Source organism: Psychroserpens ponticola (assembly GCF_023556315.2).
GTDB classification, from domain to species: Bacteria; Bacteroidota; Bacteroidia; order Flavobacteriales; family Flavobacteriaceae; genus Psychroserpens; species Psychroserpens ponticola.
The window spans coordinates 1,287,065-1,303,456 of record NZ_CP116221.1 but is presented as its reverse complement, the minus strand read 5'-3'; the positions used below and the strand labels follow the sequence as shown (position 1 = coordinate 1,303,456).

The 16,392-nt window shown below is 31.4% G+C and carries 17 protein-coding genes; 13 read left to right on the top strand and 4 right to left on the bottom strand.

Annotated elements, in window-relative coordinates:
- Positions 1-82 precede the first annotated feature (82 nt).
- The 4 genes from rlmD (at position 83) to MUN68_RS05815 (ending at position 3,392) form a co-directional block, all read left to right on the top strand.
- Positions 83-1,495: a 23S rRNA (uracil(1939)-C(5))-methyltransferase RlmD gene (gene rlmD, locus MUN68_RS05830; RefSeq protein ID WP_249995726.1), complete on the top strand. Its 1,413-nt coding sequence runs from the start codon at positions 83-85 to the stop codon at positions 1,493-1,495.
- A gap of 18 nt (positions 1,496-1,513) precedes the next feature.
- Positions 1,514-2,068, top strand: a complete 555-nt coding sequence (locus tag MUN68_RS05825) for a DUF6452 family protein (RefSeq protein ID WP_249995725.1) — start codon at positions 1,514-1,516, stop codon at positions 2,066-2,068.
- Complete coding sequence (locus tag MUN68_RS05820) at positions 2,034-2,783, top strand: DUF6048 family protein (protein ID WP_249995724.1); 750 nt, start codon at positions 2,034-2,036, stop codon at positions 2,781-2,783. The genes MUN68_RS05825 and MUN68_RS05820 overlap by 35 nt, the downstream gene beginning before the upstream one ends.
- 84 nt (positions 2,784-2,867) lie before the next feature.
- Positions 2,868-3,392 carry a DinB family protein gene (locus MUN68_RS05815; RefSeq protein ID WP_249995723.1) on the top strand — a complete coding sequence of 175 codons (525 nt, stop codon included), beginning with the start codon at positions 2,868-2,870 and terminating at the stop codon, positions 3,390-3,392.
- Here the strand turns inward: MUN68_RS05815 and MUN68_RS05810 are convergent, their stop codons facing one another.
- The 3 genes from MUN68_RS05810 to MUN68_RS05800 form a co-directional block, all read right to left on the bottom strand.
- Positions 3,393-4,142 (bottom strand): PI-PLC domain-containing protein, encoded by a 750-nt coding sequence (locus MUN68_RS05810; protein WP_249995722.1) that lies wholly within the window; start codon positions 4,140-4,142, stop codon positions 3,393-3,395.
- Positions 4,129-5,199: a sulfatase-like hydrolase/transferase gene (locus tag MUN68_RS05805; RefSeq protein WP_249995721.1), complete on the bottom strand. Its 1,071-nt coding sequence runs from the start codon at positions 5,197-5,199 to the stop codon at positions 4,129-4,131. Before MUN68_RS05805 ends, MUN68_RS05810 begins: the two co-directional genes overlap by 14 nt.
- 619 nt (positions 5,200-5,818) lie before the next feature.
- Complete coding sequence (locus MUN68_RS05800) at positions 5,819-6,976, bottom strand: THUMP domain-containing class I SAM-dependent RNA methyltransferase (protein ID WP_249995720.1); 1,158 nt, start codon at positions 6,974-6,976, stop codon at positions 5,819-5,821.
- A gap of 88 nt (positions 6,977-7,064) precedes the next feature.
- Here MUN68_RS05800 and MUN68_RS05795 point away from each other — a divergent pair, with 88 nt between their 5' ends.
- From MUN68_RS05795 to MUN68_RS05755, 9 genes are all read left to right on the top strand, one after another.
- Positions 7,065-7,796 (top strand): class I SAM-dependent methyltransferase, encoded by a 732-nt coding sequence (locus tag MUN68_RS05795; RefSeq protein ID WP_249995719.1) that lies wholly within the window; start codon positions 7,065-7,067, stop codon positions 7,794-7,796.
- A 30-nt stretch (positions 7,797-7,826) separates the two neighbouring features.
- Positions 7,827-8,501 (top strand): ZIP family metal transporter, encoded by a 675-nt coding sequence (locus MUN68_RS05790; protein ID WP_249995718.1) that lies wholly within the window; start codon positions 7,827-7,829, stop codon positions 8,499-8,501.
- Positions 8,502-8,503: 2 nt separating this feature from the next.
- Positions 8,504-8,932, top strand: a complete 429-nt coding sequence (locus MUN68_RS05785; RefSeq protein WP_249995717.1) for a DUF4268 domain-containing protein — start codon at positions 8,504-8,506, stop codon at positions 8,930-8,932.
- 142 nt (positions 8,933-9,074) lie between these two features.
- Positions 9,075-10,145 carry a glycine cleavage system aminomethyltransferase GcvT gene (gene gcvT, locus MUN68_RS05780; protein ID WP_249995716.1) on the top strand — a complete coding sequence of 357 codons (1,071 nt, stop codon included), beginning with the start codon at positions 9,075-9,077 and terminating at the stop codon, positions 10,143-10,145.
- Between the two features lie 24 nt (positions 10,146-10,169).
- Entirely contained in the window at positions 10,170-11,003 is an 834-nt protein-coding gene (locus MUN68_RS05775; RefSeq protein WP_249995715.1) for a sugar nucleotide-binding protein, read from the top strand.
- 116 nt (positions 11,004-11,119) lie between these two features.
- Positions 11,120-11,410 carry a 4a-hydroxytetrahydrobiopterin dehydratase gene (locus MUN68_RS05770; protein ID WP_249995714.1) on the top strand — a complete coding sequence of 97 codons (291 nt, stop codon included), beginning with the start codon at positions 11,120-11,122 and terminating at the stop codon, positions 11,408-11,410.
- A gap of 35 nt (positions 11,411-11,445) precedes the next feature.
- Positions 11,446-13,503, top strand: coding sequence for a S41 family peptidase (locus tag MUN68_RS05765; RefSeq protein ID WP_249995713.1), 2,058 nt, complete (start codon positions 11,446-11,448; stop codon positions 13,501-13,503).
- A 1-nt stretch (position 13,504) separates the two neighbouring features.
- The gene (locus tag MUN68_RS05760; protein ID WP_249995712.1) at positions 13,505-14,539 is read left to right on the top strand and encodes an LIC11966 family surface protein; all 1,035 of its coding nucleotides are present in this window, start codon (positions 13,505-13,507) and stop codon (positions 14,537-14,539) included.
- Between the two features lie 70 nt (positions 14,540-14,609).
- Positions 14,610-15,356 (top strand): YebC/PmpR family DNA-binding transcriptional regulator, encoded by a 747-nt coding sequence (locus MUN68_RS05755; protein ID WP_249995711.1) that lies wholly within the window; start codon positions 14,610-14,612, stop codon positions 15,354-15,356.
- 254 nt (positions 15,357-15,610) lie between these two features.
- On the opposite strand, the gene mazG is transcribed toward MUN68_RS05755, so the two are convergent.
- Positions 15,611-16,384 carry a nucleoside triphosphate pyrophosphohydrolase gene (gene mazG, locus MUN68_RS05750; RefSeq protein WP_249995710.1) on the bottom strand — a complete coding sequence of 258 codons (774 nt, stop codon included), beginning with the start codon at positions 16,382-16,384 and terminating at the stop codon, positions 15,611-15,613.
- Positions 16,385-16,392 lie beyond the last annotated feature (8 nt).

Sequence of the window (16,392 nt, the reverse complement as noted above, 5' to 3'; positions counted from 1 at the left end):
AAGGTTCATTTTATTTTGAAGTTTTTTAAAGATAATCCTATTTACTTACATTTTTATTTATGGCTATTGTTATTTTTGCTCTATGGCTAGACGTAAAAGTAAAAGACAAATTTTTGAGCACATTGAAGTGGTTGATGCTGGAGCAAAAGGAAAAACCGTTGCTAAAGCTCCTGATGGACGAGTAGTATTTCTACCAAATGCTGTACCTGGAGATGTTGTAGATGTACAAACCTTCAAGAAACGTAAATCGTATTATGAAGGCAAAGCCATAAAATTCCACACCTTATCTGATAAACGTACAGAACCTAAATGCGAACATTTTGGTGTTTGTGGTGGCTGTAAATGGCAACACATGGATTACAAGTTTCAATTAGAGTTCAAACAAAAAGAAGTGACTAACAACCTTGTTAGAATTGGTCATTTAGAATTACCTATAATCACTCCTATTTTAGGATCAACTGAACACTATTTTTATAGAAACAAAATGGAATTCTCGTTTAGTGATTCTAGATGGTTGACTCAAGAAGAGGTCGATTCTGATAAAGATTTAGGAGATAGAAATGCTTTAGGATTTCACATTCCAGGAATGTGGGACAAAATCCTTGACATCAACAAATGTTGGCTTCAAGCAGATCCTTCAAATGCGATTAGAAATGCTGTTCGTGACTTTTCTATTGAAAACGGATTAGCGTTTTTTAATACAAGACAACAAACTGGTCTTCTTCGTACAATGATGGTTAGAACATCATCTACAGGTGATTTGATGATTGTCATTCAGTTTTTTAAAGACGATGAAAAAAAACGCATTCTGCTTTTAGATTATATTGCTGAAACTTTTCCGCAGATTACGTCTTTGCAATACATCATTAATGGTAAAGCTAACGACACTATTTATGACCAAGATGTAATTTGCTACAAAGGCAACGATCATATTTTTGAAGAAATGGAAGGCTTACGTTTTAAAATAAATGCCAAATCATTTTATCAAACCAATTCTGATCAGGCTTACGAGTTATATAAAATTACTCGTGATTTTGCAGGATTAAAAGGTGACGAACTTGTTTATGATTTATATACAGGTACAGGAACCATTGCTCAGTTTGTTGCAAAACAAGCAAAATTTGTTGTTGGTGTTGAAGCTGTTCCAGATGCCATTAAAGCTGCAAAAGAAAATGCACAATTAAATGCCATTGATAACGTTGACTTTTATGTTGGCGATATGAAAAATGTATTCAATACAGAATTCATAAATAAAAATGGTCAGCCAGACGTTATTATTACAGATCCTCCTCGTGATGGCATGCATAAAGATGTTGTACAGCAGATTTTAAATATTGCTCCAGAGAAAGTAGTATATGTAAGTTGCAATAGCGCTACTCAAGCAAGAGATTTAGCATTAATGAAAGATATTTATAAAATAACGAAAACACAGGCTGTAGATATGTTTCCTCAAACGCATCATGTTGAAAATGTTGTACTTTTGGAAAAACACTAATACATAAATCAAATAATCTTGAAATTAAACATCATAAAAAAAATTAGTCTAGCAGTTATATTACTCCTTACTGTATGCACTTGTGAGCGTGATGATATTTGTCCAGAAGATGTACCAACAACACCTCGATTGTTATTGAAGTTTTTTGACATTTCTAATCAGGAGACTACTAAAAATGTTCCTAAGTTATTTATTCAAGGTATCGATAATGATGAGCCGCTTTCTGATTATATAGGAGGCACTACTAGTGTAAGCGCAGTAGAATTACCACTTAAAACGAATGAAAACTCAACCCAATTTCGTTTTATTAAAAACTACGCCATAAATGATAATGGAACTCCTGATGATGAAGATGATGATTTTGAAACCGGTAACGTAGATATCATTACAATAAATTATATTACTGAAACAGTTTATGTTTCTCGTGCTTGTGGTTATAAAACAATTTTTAAAGCAGTTAATATATTACTTGATGAAGATGACACGAACAGATGGATTGTTCTTGCACAAGCCTTAAATGATAATCAATCAATTGAAGATGAAACAACGACACATTTTAATTTTTTCCATTAGTAGTTGCCTCTTTCTCTTCTGTAGTATTTTAAATGCTCAAGAATCAATTGATGGAGAAACGACTACTGACACCCTAATTTATAAACAAAAATATGGATTACGTCTAGGTGTCGATTTAGGTAGATTAATTAGAACTGTTATCGATGACGACTATACAGGTTTTGAAATTTCTGGAGATTATAGATTGACAAAAAAACTATATTTAGCTGGTGAATTAGGAAATGAAAAACGCTCCATATCAACAGATTTCTTAAGTGTGACTGCAAATGGTAGTTATTTTAAAGCTGGTATTGATTATAATTCTTTTCAAAATTGGCTTGACATGCAAAATATGATTTATTTTGGTTTTCGTGCTGGAGCTAGTTCTTTTACTCAAAACTTAGATAATTATACAATATATAATACCAATCAATATTGGCCTACTCAATTGTCTTCTGAAGAAGCAAGAGAAATTGATGGACTAACAGCTATTTGGGCAGAAATTATTATAGGAATTAAAGCAGAATTGTTTAGCAATTTATTTTTAGGTCTCAATGTTCAAATTAAAAGTTTAATCAATGAAGATGTACCTGATGATTTTGAAAACTTATACATACCAGGTTTTAATAGAACTTACGATAGTGGACGCTTTGGTATCGGCTTTGGATATAATTTATCTTACCTAATACCTATAATCAAAAAGGATAAAAAAGTGGTGGTCGACAAGGAAGAATAGAATTTCTTTCTTATTTACAAATAACACATATCATACAAAATCCATAAATATTTTATATCTTTTCCATAAGTAAAAGGAAGCTCTATGGATAAAGACGCTATTGCAGAACTGATAGAAGAAAAAAACAACGCATTAGTCCGTTGGATTTCAGAACAAGAAGATGACAAATGGACAACTGGTCCTAAAGGTAAATGGACAACAGGCCAACACGCCTTACATCTGCTTCAAAGTATCAAGCCCTTAAATAGTGCATTGAGCATGCCTAAATTTGTATTGCGATATAAATTTGGAAAAACCAATAGAGGCCTTAGAGATTACCAAACCGTTATTAATCGGTATCAAGAACGCTTAAAAGATGTGAAAGGAAAAACATATGGACCATCAAAAAACATGGAAATTCCAGCTTTAACAGAAAAGCAATATTTGTTGGATCGTTTACAGGTCGAAAGCAAAAAACTTCAGTATAAAACAAGAAAAATATCCGACAAAAATTTAGATTCATTAATACTTCCACATCCACTAATGGGTAAAATGCCTATTCGGGAAATTATCATGTGGACAGCTCATCATATTGAACATCATACCAAAACGCTTAAAGCAAACTATTAATTACCTATTGCCTTCTGAAGCATTGTACCTCACTAAAACGACGCTTACTGTCTGATCATCAAGCATTCGTCTTATTTTAAAAAAATCTGAATGAAACCTTGGCGTTAAAACCCAAATATATTTTGTTTTATTTGGAAAAAATTCTGTCATAAAATCATAACCATGATAACTTGAAGATATCCCAATTTCAGGTTGATTTTTTAAAATAGAACTAATTTTACTAGCCTCATTTTTTGCGGCATCACCTTTCAAATTTTCAATTTTATAATCGAGGTAATAACTTGTCATAAATCCATATTGTGAGAATTTAAACAATGCCTCAGGATATCTGGTTTCGACAAGAATTTTTTCTTTAGGATACTTATAATTTTCAACTAAATTAGTGAGTCTTGAATAAATATCTTCTGCTGTTTCATGATTCAAGTTTTTTATATCCAACCACAAATAAGGCTTTTCAGTAATTATAATCTTAGACAAATAGGTTTGAAAGTTTAATCCTATAGACTTTACAGGAGGATGATTAACATCTAATTTATTTGTAACAGAATCAAAAACTAAATCTAATTCAACACCTTTAAAATAGTCTACCGCAGACTCTAGTTTTTCTGTACTATTCACACGATGAGCCCATATTTTGTCATAATGCCCTATAAATTGAATTCGGTATGGATTTAGTTTATAAACCACTAATAGCAGCAAAACACCAAGCACAATTTTGACGAGTTTCTTTCTATTGTCACCTATTATCATAATCTATATTTTTCTTAATCCATCGTGTTTTTTTAGTGAAGTTAGGATTAAAAATACTCTTCCTTTCATCGAAACCTTTAAATTGAATTTGGCTTATTTCAGAGAAACTATAAATAAAATCTTCTAATATATAAGGCCTTTGCACAATTGCTCTATTGTTATAGTTTCCAATTTTATTTTTATAAAGATCAGAAAACCAGACTATAAATGGCACTTCATACATTGGTCGTGTGGCATGATATTCATTATGACCAAGAAAATCCTTAGTGTCATATACTTCATCTCCATGATCAGATAAGTAAGTCACATAACTTATGGTTTGTTTTGCTTTTACTTTTTCAATTATAGATCTCACAATATGATCGTTATATCGTGTTGCATTATCATAGGCGTTTACAATTTTAATGACCTTTTCATTCTTGAATTTTGAATTTATATTTTCATCATTAAAATAATCAAATGATTTAGTATACCGCTTATCATATGGAATATGAGTTCCTATAAGATGCACAAAAATCACTCTTTTTTTATGTTCATCATTTAAAATTACATCCAATTCTGGCAATAAACTGTTGTCCAAAATCTGGTAATTATAATCCTCAGTATTCGTATATACTCTTTTATCTGAAGCTCTCGCAATTGTTGCCGCAACACTTTCATGAATACCGATTGGTCGTTGGCTAGAAATCCAATATGTCGTAAAACCTGCTTGATTGGCAAGCTGAATTATTGAAGCATTGTCATTTTTGTTAGGTGTTTTATAATCTGAAAATGTCAATATTTTTTCTAAAGCCAAAACGGTATGCACATTAGGTGCAATAACACTATCAAATACAAAAAGCTCATCTTTAATTTCTGAAAGTCTAGGATTAGTTTCTCTTTCATAACCATACAATTGCATATGCCAAGATGATGTAGACTCACCAATTACAACGACATAGGTTTGAGGTTCTTCAATTGAAGATATAACTTTTAAATGTTCACTTGTTTTCTGAGCCAATTCCGTTTCAAACTGTTTTTTCACAATTTGGTATTCTTTATATGAAGATAAACTCATCAACAAAAAGTTTTCTTTATTGAATTTTATACAAATTCCAATACTCGAAACTAGTATCAAAACACATAAAGCAACATTCGTTTTAAAAGAAGTTATCGAGTCAAATAATTTATAACACTTGGTCTTAAACACTTTAGAAAACGCTAAAACAACACATGGTAACAAAGCGATTACTAAAAGAATGATGGTATAAACATCAAAATAATTATTTAAAAAACTTAAGGCTTCTGAAGAATGTGTTTCTAAAATTACAAACCAAGCAGAAGAGGATAATTTAACACTGTAATGATGATGAAAACTAAGTTTTACGAAAACTAAAAAAGACAACAAAAACATAAAAAACAGTCGCAACCATTTCATTCTATTTTTCGCAAGAATTAAAATGCTAAATAAAATAATTGAAAGTAATCCAAACCCAATAATCTCCTTAAGGTAATTTTTAAAAAAAGGAATTTCAAAAAACCCAACAATACTAAGGCATATCCAAGGGTAAAAGAATACCAATAAAAAAGGTAAATACTTCTTGTAAGATTTTTGAAAAAAGCCTTTTAGCACAAAATTTAATTTATAGTATTCTCAAAGTTACTATTATCTCTAAGATAAAAAAGGCAAATGCCAACTAGTTCATATACTTCCCTTTCTTACTTCCTTCGTACATTACATATTTTACTAAACGTGCTTCTAGCTTTGCATTAACCAAATGGATTTTTCGTGAAGGACGTAAACCTACATGTTTTAAAGCATCTAAATTTGATGTAATAAACCATGCATCAGTTCCTGGATAGCCTTGTTTTAAGGTGTCTCCAATATCTTGATAAAAGCTTTCCATATCAATATCTAATCGTTCACCATAAGGCGGATTAAACACCATGTGTAATTTGTCGTCTCCAGATTTTCGAGTCTTAAAGAAATCTTCATGTTGTATATGAACAAAATCTTCTAATTTTGCGTTTTCAATATTTGCTTGAGCCTTTGAAACAGCACTTGGTGACTTATCATAACCAATAATCTTATGATGAAAATCTCTAGTTTTATTAAGTAATGATTCTTCAATTTTTTCAAATAAATCAACATCCCAATCTGCCCAACGTTCAAAAGCAAACTCTTTACGCATCAAGTTTGGTGGAATATTACATGCAATCATAGCGGCTTCAGCTAAAATAGTTCCACTACCACACATTGGATCCATAAAATCTGATTGTCCATCCCAACCTGAAAGCATCACTAAACCAGCTGCAAGAACTTCATTTATTGGCGCAATATTAGTAGCCGTTTTATAACCTCTTTTATGTAATGAATCTCCAGATGAATCTAAAGAGATATTACAGGTATTTCTATCGATGTGCACATTAATTTTAACGTCAGGAAATTTCAAATCTACATTTGGTCGTTGTCCATCGGTGTCTCTAAATTTATCAACAATAGCATCTTTTGTTTTTTGAGCAATATATAATGAATGTGTAAATACTTGAGAATTAACAGTGGCATCAACCGCTAAAGTACCTGTAGGCTTTAGATAATTTCCCCAAGACATTTTGTAGATATTATCGTAAAGATCTTGTTCATTTCGTACCTTAAAAGTATGAATAGGTTTTAGAATTTTTATGGCAGTACGCAATGCCAAATTTGCTTTGTACATAAAGCCTTTATCGCCTTCAAAACTAACATTACGAACCCCTTTTTTTACATGAATCGCTCCCAATTGAATAAGTTCACGTTCTAATAAATCTTCAAAACCAAACAATGTTTTGGCTACCATTTTATAATTATTCTCCATACGATACGACTAATAGATAGCAAAAATAAAGTATTTTTGTGGCTTAATAGAAGAATTAAAAGGATTCCCATGACAATGGGAAGTAAACATGGCAGAAGACACACAACAATGGTACGCATCTTGGTTTGACTCACCATTTTATCATATTCTTTATAAGGATAGAGATCATAGTGAAGCACAATTGTTTATGGACAACCTAACGGAATATTTAAACGTTCCTGAGCATGGTAAAATTCTGGATCTTGCCTGCGGAAAAGGCCGTCACTCCATGTATCTAAATTCTTTAGGTTATGATGTAACTGGTGTAGATTTATCTAAAAATAGTATTGATTACGCTAAACAATTTGAAAATGACACCTTGCATTTTGATGTGCATGATATGTGTAAACCTTACGGTAAAACATTTGATGCCGTTTTTAATCTCTTTACTAGTTTTGGATATTTTGAAAATGAAGATGACAACCTTAAGACAATAAAAGCAATAAAAGCTAATTTAAACGACTATGGTTTTGGAGTCATTGACTTCATGAATACTGATTTTGTTATCGATAATTTAGTTGCCGAAAATGTAAAAACTGTTGAAGGCATTGACTTCCACCAAAAACGACATGTTGAAGATGGTTATATCATTAAAACCATAACCTTTAATGCAAATGGTGAAGATTATGAATTTCAAGAACATGTAAGGGCGTTGACTTTAAATGACTTTAAAATCTTGTTTGAAAAAGCTGGAGTTTATTTATTAGATGTTTTTGGAGATTATAAGCTAAATGCATTTCACAAAAACACATCTGAACGTTTAGTAATGATTTTTAAATAGTCCATAATTTTATTTGAGTAGTATTAAAAAATGAATACATATTTATTACCCATTCTTGCAGTTGTTATTGGTGTGATTTTGGCACTAATCAACAAAAAACAAAACACCATAAACACGAAACTTTTACTTTCTTTTAGTGGTGCTTTTTTATTGGCATTAACACTTTTTGATTTATTACCTGAAGTTTATGAACACTTAGAGGCAAAAGTTACAGGCCTATATATTATGAGCGGCATTCTACTTCAAATTATTTTGGAATTTTTCTCTAAAGGTGCTGAACATGGCCATGTACATATTCATAAAAACGAAACTGTATTTCCGTGGTTATTATTTATTAGTTTGTGCATTCATAGTTTCTTAGAAGGTTTTCCTATTCATGAACATAATGATATGGTATATGGCGTATTAATTCATAAAATTCCGATTGCAGCTTTAATAACAGCGTTTTTATTGCAATCCAATTACAGTAAATTACATATTATATTTTTCTTATTAGTATTTACAGTAATGACACCATTAGGAACTTTAATTTCTAACACATCAGAATTGGCTATAGACCATATTTATACTATCAATGCTATTGTAATTGGAATCTTTTTTCATATTTCTACAACTATTTTATTTGAATCTAGTGAAGGTCATAAATTCAACTTATCTAAACTCATTGCTATTATTTTAGGTGTTGGAATTGCTTATTTTATTTAACTATGTTCTCTAAAGAAGAATCAAGACAATTAAGAGAGTTATTTTGGACCAGCTTCGGAAAATCCTTTCCAAGGAAGTGGATTTTATATGACACAAAGATCAAAGGCTTTTCATTTAAATTTCACTTTGACACAAAATCTGCACTAGTCGCATTAGATCTTGAAGATGATTTAGAACACCGAATCAATTCTTGGGAAAAACTTCAGTCTTTAAAATCCATTTTATTAGACGATTACTTACCTGAAGCCATTTTTGAGGAAGAATATTACTTAGTCAACGGAAAGGAAATCTCTAGAATCTACGTACCTCTCGAACAAAAAGTATCCATTCATAATAAAAACTCATGGCAAGAAGTGATGGCGTTTTTCAATACAAACATGGCTAAATTTGAGAATTTCTTTACCGATTTTGAAGACCTCTTAAAGGATTAAATTAGTGCTTTCAAAACTCGCTATTCAAATTAACAAACATTAAGAATTTCATTCGAATTCGTATTAAAATAACACAGATAATTTTGATACATTTGTGATGAAAATTCAAAGGTAAAATTTAGCCTTTTAAAATCTATATGTCATGAAAAATACAGCTTTAACTGAAACTCACGAAGCATTAGGCGCAAAAATGGTTCCTTTTGCTGGTTATAATATGCCAGTACAGTATGATGGTGTCAATATTGAACATGAAGCCGTAAGAACTGGAGTTGGTGTTTTTGATGTGTCTCACATGGGAGAATTTTTAATCGAAGGTCCAAATGCTCTTGCTTTAATTCAAAAAACATGTAGCAATGATGCATCAAAATTAACTATTGGAAAAGCACAATACAGCTATTTACCTAATGATACTGGTGGAATTGTTGACGATTTAATCATCTATAGAATCAAAGAAGAAACCTATTTATTAGTTGTGAATGCTAGTAATATTGAAAAAGATTGGAACTGGATTTCATCTAAAAATGATGTAGGCGCAGAGATGAAAGATCTAAGTGAAAATTATTCGCTATTAGCGATTCAAGGCCCAAAAGCGGTTGAAGCTATGCAAACACTTTCTAGTCATGATCTTTCTGAAATAAAATTTTACAACTTTGTGGTTGGTGATTTTGCAGGTATAGATCATGTGATTATTTCTGCAACGGGTTATACTGGAAGTGGCGGATTTGAGATCTACTGTAAAAACACTGAAGTCAAACAAGTTTGGGATAAAGTTGTTGAAGCTGGTGCAAAACCCATTGGTCTTGCTGCTCGTGATACGTTGCGTTTAGAAATGGGTTATTGCCTTTACGGAAATGATATTGATGATACCACCTCTCCTATAGAAGCTGGTTTAGGTTGGGTTACGAAGTTCACCAAAACATTCACAAATTCTGAAGCTTTAGAAGATGAAAAACGTCGTGGCGCAGAACGCAAATTAGTTGCTTTTGAATTAGACGACAGAGGCATTCCTCGTCATGGTTATGATATTGTTGATTCAAGCGGAAAAACAATAGGAGTCGTAACTTCCGGAACCATGTCACCTAGTTTAAACAAAGGCATCGGATTAGGTTATGTACCTGCAGTTTTTGCAGATGTGAATAGTAAAATAAACATTCAGATTCGTAAAAAAACAATTCCAGCTACTGTTGTAAAACTTCCATTTTATAAAGCATAGTTTTAGCTATTGTTGTAAGGATTCATGAAAGGGAACGAAAGCAAACATCGCATATTAATTCTTGGTGCAAGTGGCTTTATAGGTAATGCAATTTATAAGGAATTATGCTCCTATTTTAAAACTTTTGGCACCTATAGAGTTCCACATAAAATCTTTACAAGCAACAATCATTTTTTGCAATATAATGTTGAACAAGATGATGTCTATGAAGTTTTAGAAGCAACTAAACCTTCGATTATTATTTCTGCGTTACGAGGAGATTTTCAAGCGCAAACTATTGCTCATCAACACATATCTGAATATGTATTAGAACATGATTGCAAAATCATTTTTCTATCTTCAGCTAATGTATTTGATGCTTACAGCAAGTATCCAAGTTACGAGCTAGACAAAACCTTTAGTGGTAGTATTTATGGGCATTTTAAAATAAAAATTGAAAACATGCTGCTACGCCTTCCAAAGAAAAAATCAGCAATTGTAAGACTTCCGATGGTTTTAGGAGTTCAATCACCAAGACTAAAAGAACTGAAACAGCATTTAGCAGATAAAACTGCTATTGAAATTTTCCCAAACCTTATCATGAATGTAACAACCGATACCAAGGTTACCCAACAAATTCATTATATGATTAATCGAAATAAATCTGGCGTTTTTCATTTAGGAAGTACAGATTTAGTACATCATGATGAATATATTAAAGATATTGTTAATCAGATAACAACAAAAAATGGTGTGCAATATAAACACGTTTATACAACCAATGAAGATCGTTATTTAGCTGTGCTTCCAAAATTCAACAAACTCCCTAAACATCTTCAAGTTACGAGTCTTGAAGTACTTCAAGAGCTTAATAAATAATTAAAAACTACCTTTTAAAGTTTATTTTGTCTGTTTATCTCATTTTGTATTATGAAAAGGTATAAGTTCTTACTTTACGATAAAATTTCTTACTTTTAATAGAAACAAATAAATCCATGAGTTTACTGTCAGATGACATTATTGAAAAAAAGCTATTGCGTTTTCCAGATTGGGAATATCATAAAAATGCTATTCATGCCGAATTTGAATTTGATAATTTCAAAGATTGCTTTAGTGCCATGAGTAGAATTGCCTTTGAATGTGAAGCGCAAAACCATCATCCTAACTGGAGCAATGTGTATAACGTTTTAAAAATATCTTTATCAACACATAGCGTCAATGGTGTTACAGATAAAGATTTTAAATTAGCAGACGCCATTGAAGCTATTGTTGAAGTTCAAGACTAATCTAAAACCAAATTTTAAACCTACTAAATCCCTCTATGCTTAAACAACTCACTTTACTTTCTTTATTATGCTGTTTTTTAAGTGTACAATCTCAGGATCAACCCGAATTTTGTGAACAATTACAAGCGATAAAAGCTTTAGTTAAAAAAGAACATTTCAAACCAAAACCAATCGACGACAGTCTTTCTGTTGGTGTTTACAAACTGTTTTTAGCGCAATTAGATGACAAAAAAAGATTCTTTATTCAAAAAGATATTGATGTATTTGAAAAAGATCGTTTACAATTAGATGATTATATTGCCAATAACGATTGTGCATTTATTGATGAATACAGTGAAATTCTTGTCAAACGCATTGAAAATGCAAAACAAATCATACATGGTTTTTCTAAATCTAAATTTGATTATTCTGGTAAAGACACCTTGCGTTTTGCTCCAGATGCTGCTTATACATATCTTGATGATAATACAGAAACAATTAACTATTGGAGCAAACGTATTCGATATAACATCTTATTTGAACTTATTGAACAAGATTCTATAATCGAAAACCTTTCAGCAAACTTTAAAAAGGAAGAGAAAGAGATTAAACCTAAAATTATACAAAAAGAATTATGCAAACTTGAAGAATTGCAAAACAAAAATGGCGGACTTTCACAATTTGTAAAAGAAGCCTTTTTGAATGCTTATGTGGCTTTTCATGATCCAAATTCTACATTTTTCAATGCAACTGACAAAACAACCTATGTTAATTCGCTTTCAAACGACCAGCTGTCTTTCGGAATTATAACAAACAAAAATGACAAAGGCAATATTGTAATTGCACACATCACTCCTGGAAGTCCTGCATTTATTAATGGTGATTTCGAAACGAATGATATTATAAAATCTTTACAAGCAAACGATATCATTTTAGAAACCTATTGTGTTTCAAATGATGACATAGTTGCTTTTATAAATGATGAAAATAATACAACCATCACATTTAAAATTAAGAAACAAAATGGAACTCTTAAAGACATCGAACTCACAAAAACTAAAACCAAAATTGAAGATAATACAGTAACTGGTTACCTGTTAAAAGATAAAGCGAATATAGGATACATCAGTATCAATAATTTTTATTCAGATTTTGAATCTCCAAACGGATTAGGTGTCGCAAATGATGTTGCCAAAGAACTTTACAAACTCCAAAAGGAAAATATTGATGCGCTTATTCTAGATTTAAGATTTAATGGTGGAGGCTCAATGAAAGAAGCAGCAGATTTGTCTGGCATGTTTATAAATAGAGGTCCATTATCCATTTTAAAATATGGAAATGGTGATACATTTACGATTAAAGATACAAATAGAGGTTCGTTATTTATGAAACCTATCGTTATTCTTATTAATAATTTTAGTGCATCAGCTTCAGAGTTTTTTGCAGCAGCAATGCAGGATTATAATAGAGCAATTGTTGTAGGTTCAACTTCACATGGTAAAGCTTCTGCGCAAGTCATTCTGCCATTAGACGAAGATTCACAATTAGGGTTTTCAAAACTTACTGTCGAAAAATTTTATCGCATTACAGGACAAAGCCATCAGTCTGTTGGTGTTATTCCAGACATACAACTACCCAACTTATATGACAATTTTAAAACTGAAGAACGCTTTTCTTCATTTGCACTAGATAATGATTCTATTGAGCCTACTCTAAAATATATTAAACTTAAAGCACTACCTTTGAAAGCTTTAGAAACAAAAAATCGAATTAGAGTTGGGAGTAATTTAGCCTTTGACGCTGTAAAATCTCTTAATACGCTTATTATAGACAATTATTTTGAATTAAAAACGGAATATCCTCTCACGTTACAAAACGTATATAAAAACATGAATGCATACCATTCGCAGTGGGAATTATTTAGTGATTCTATTAACAACAATACATCTACTTTAGTAGTAAGTAATACAAGTTCAACAATTGAGGTTCTTAGTTATAATAATGAACAAAAAGAAGTCAACGAAGCCTTTTTAAAGACGATTCAAAATGACATCTATATATCTGAAGCACATTATATATTGCTAGACCTTTTAAACTTAAACATAACCGATTAACATGAAACGCATCACATTAACTCTTAGCTTATTTTGCATTCTGACTTCAACTTTTGTAACTGCACAAAGTTTTGACAATGCCTCAGAATATTTAGATTTTGTAGCTGAAGAACAACAAGCTATTACAAAAAATATGTGGAAATACACTAAAGCAGTTGCTCATAGTAATAGCGACAGAAGTATTGAAGGCAAGCGCAAAAATTTGCTAAAAACAATAGACAAAGCAATCGCAAAAATTGAAAAGGCAGATGGTTTTGATGGTGATGAATACAAGAACCAAGTGTTAAAGCACATGCAACTAAACAAAAGTCTCTTAAATCACGATTATGCTGCTATTGTTGATATGAAAGAAGTCGCAGATCAATCTTACGATGCTATGGAAGCATATATCGTTGCTCAAGAATTGGCTGATAAAAAAATGGAAGAATCGCAACAAGAATACGAAACCAACTTTTATGCCTTTGCTGAAAAACATGAGATTCAAATTATTGAAAGTGAAAATGATCTTGGGAGAAAAATGAAAATCTCAAATGAAGTTTTTGAACATTATAATGATATGTATTTGGTTTATTTCAAAGTATATATTAATGAAGTATATCTATGGGAAGCTGTTGAGTCTAATGATGTAGGCGCTATTCAACAAAATTCAAATGCATTAAATGCTGCAGCAAAAGAAGGCCTAATAGCCTTAAAAGAACAGTCTCAATATAAAAATGATGATTCTATAATTAACGCTACAAAAAAAGCATTTGAATTCTTTATTGATGAAACTGAAAATAAAATTCCTCAATTGACCGATTTTTTAATTCTAAATGAAGACTTCGAGAAGATAAAAAACAGTTTAGAACAAACACCTGAACGTGAACGCACCAAAGAACAAATTGATGCCTATAATAAGAAAGTAAAAGATATCAATAAAGCGGTTAAGAATTATAATAAGGTAAATACAGAATTAAATAATGATCGCCAAAACACGATTAACCAAATTAATAATACCAACGCAAATTTTTTAGCAAATCACATTCCAAATGACTAATGTTTGTTGGCATTTCAATTAAATTTCAATAATTTTGAATTCAACAAAAAACTTTTAAAATAGAACGATAATGGGAAGAGCTTTTGAATTTCGTAAAGCAAGAAAAATGAAACGTTGGTCAGCAATGAGCAAGGCTTTTACTCGCATAGGTAAAGACATTGTAATGGCTGTAAAAGAAGGTGGTCCTGATCCAGATTCAAACTCTAGATTAAGAGCCGTCATTCAGAATGCGAAAGCGGTTAACATGCCAAAAGATAATGTTGAACGTGCTATTAAGAAAGCCAGTGAGAAAGATCAAGGTGATTATAAAGAAGTTTTATTTGAAGGTTACGCACAACATGGAATTGCAGTACTTATTGAAACTGCCACAGATAATAATACGCGTACTGTAGCTAATGTACGTTCTTACTTTAACAAATGTGATGGTAGCTTAGGAACTTCAGGTTCTGTCGTTTTTATGTTTGACCATACCTGTAATTTTAAAATTAAAGGCGAAGAATTAGATTTAGAAGAATTAGAATTAGAGCTTATCGATTTTGGTGTTGAAGAAATTTTTGAAGACACAGATGAAGATGAAGAAGGAAATGAGCAAACGAGCGTTATGATTTATGCGCCATTTGAAAGTTTTGGAAACATACAATCGTATCTTGAAACGAATTCAATTGAAATTATTTCTTCAGGATTTGAACGTATTCCACAAGTGACAAAAACCATTACTCCAGAACAAGCAGAAGACGTTGAAAAACTTCTAGAAAAATTGGAAGAAGATGATGATGTGCAAAACGTGTATCATACGATGGAGGAATCTACAGATTAGTTGTTAGTACTAATAAAGTATCATTATTAGTATATTGTCATTTCGAGCACATTCGAAAACTTTATAAAAAATAAAATCCTGTCTGCAAAAACAGACAGGATTTTATACCTAACTAAACTAAATTTTAATCTTAATTTATCCGCTTAACTATACAATTAAGATTGCCTACCTATGATAGAGAAACTTATACTAAGTTTCCAATCTAATTTATATACGAATGATTTTGTGTGTTTGGATGTCGAGAATTGAAAAAATTATATTTTTTTCGCTTCTTCCCAGTATATATCCATTTCTGCTAGCGTCATATCAGATAATGGCTTATCTAATTCTTTAGATTTCTGTTCTAAATATTGAAACCTCTTGATGAATTTTTTATTAGTACGCTCTAAAGCACTTTCTGGATCGATCTTTAAAAATCGTGCGTAATTTATCATTGAGAACAATACGTCACCAAATTCGCTTTCTATCTGATTTTGATTGCCAGCATTGATTTCAACTTGTAATTCGCCGAGCTCCTCTTCTACTTTTTCAAAGACTTGATTAGGTTCTTCCCAATCAAATCCTACACCTGCAACTTTATCTTGAATTCTATTGGCTTTTACCATGGCTGGTAAACTTTTTGGCACACCTTCAAGTACACTTTTCTTGCCTTCTTTCAGCTTAAGCTGCTCCCAATTTCTTTTAACATCGTCTTCATTTTCAACAACAACATCTCCATAGATATGAGGATGACGATCAATTAACTTGTCGCAAATGCTATTACAAACATCTGCAATATCAAAAGCATTAGATTCGCTACCAATTTTTGAGTAGAATACAATGTGAAGTAAGACGTCTCCTAATTCTTTTTTAACTTCATCTAAGTCATCATCTAAAATAGCATCTCCTAACTCATAAACCTCTTCAATAGTTAAATGACGAAGCGTTTGCATGGTTTGCTTTTTATCCCAAGGACATTGTTCACGTAACTCATCCATAATAATGAGTAAACGCTCAAAAGCTTTTAATTGCAATGTTTTATCAGACATGTTTAATC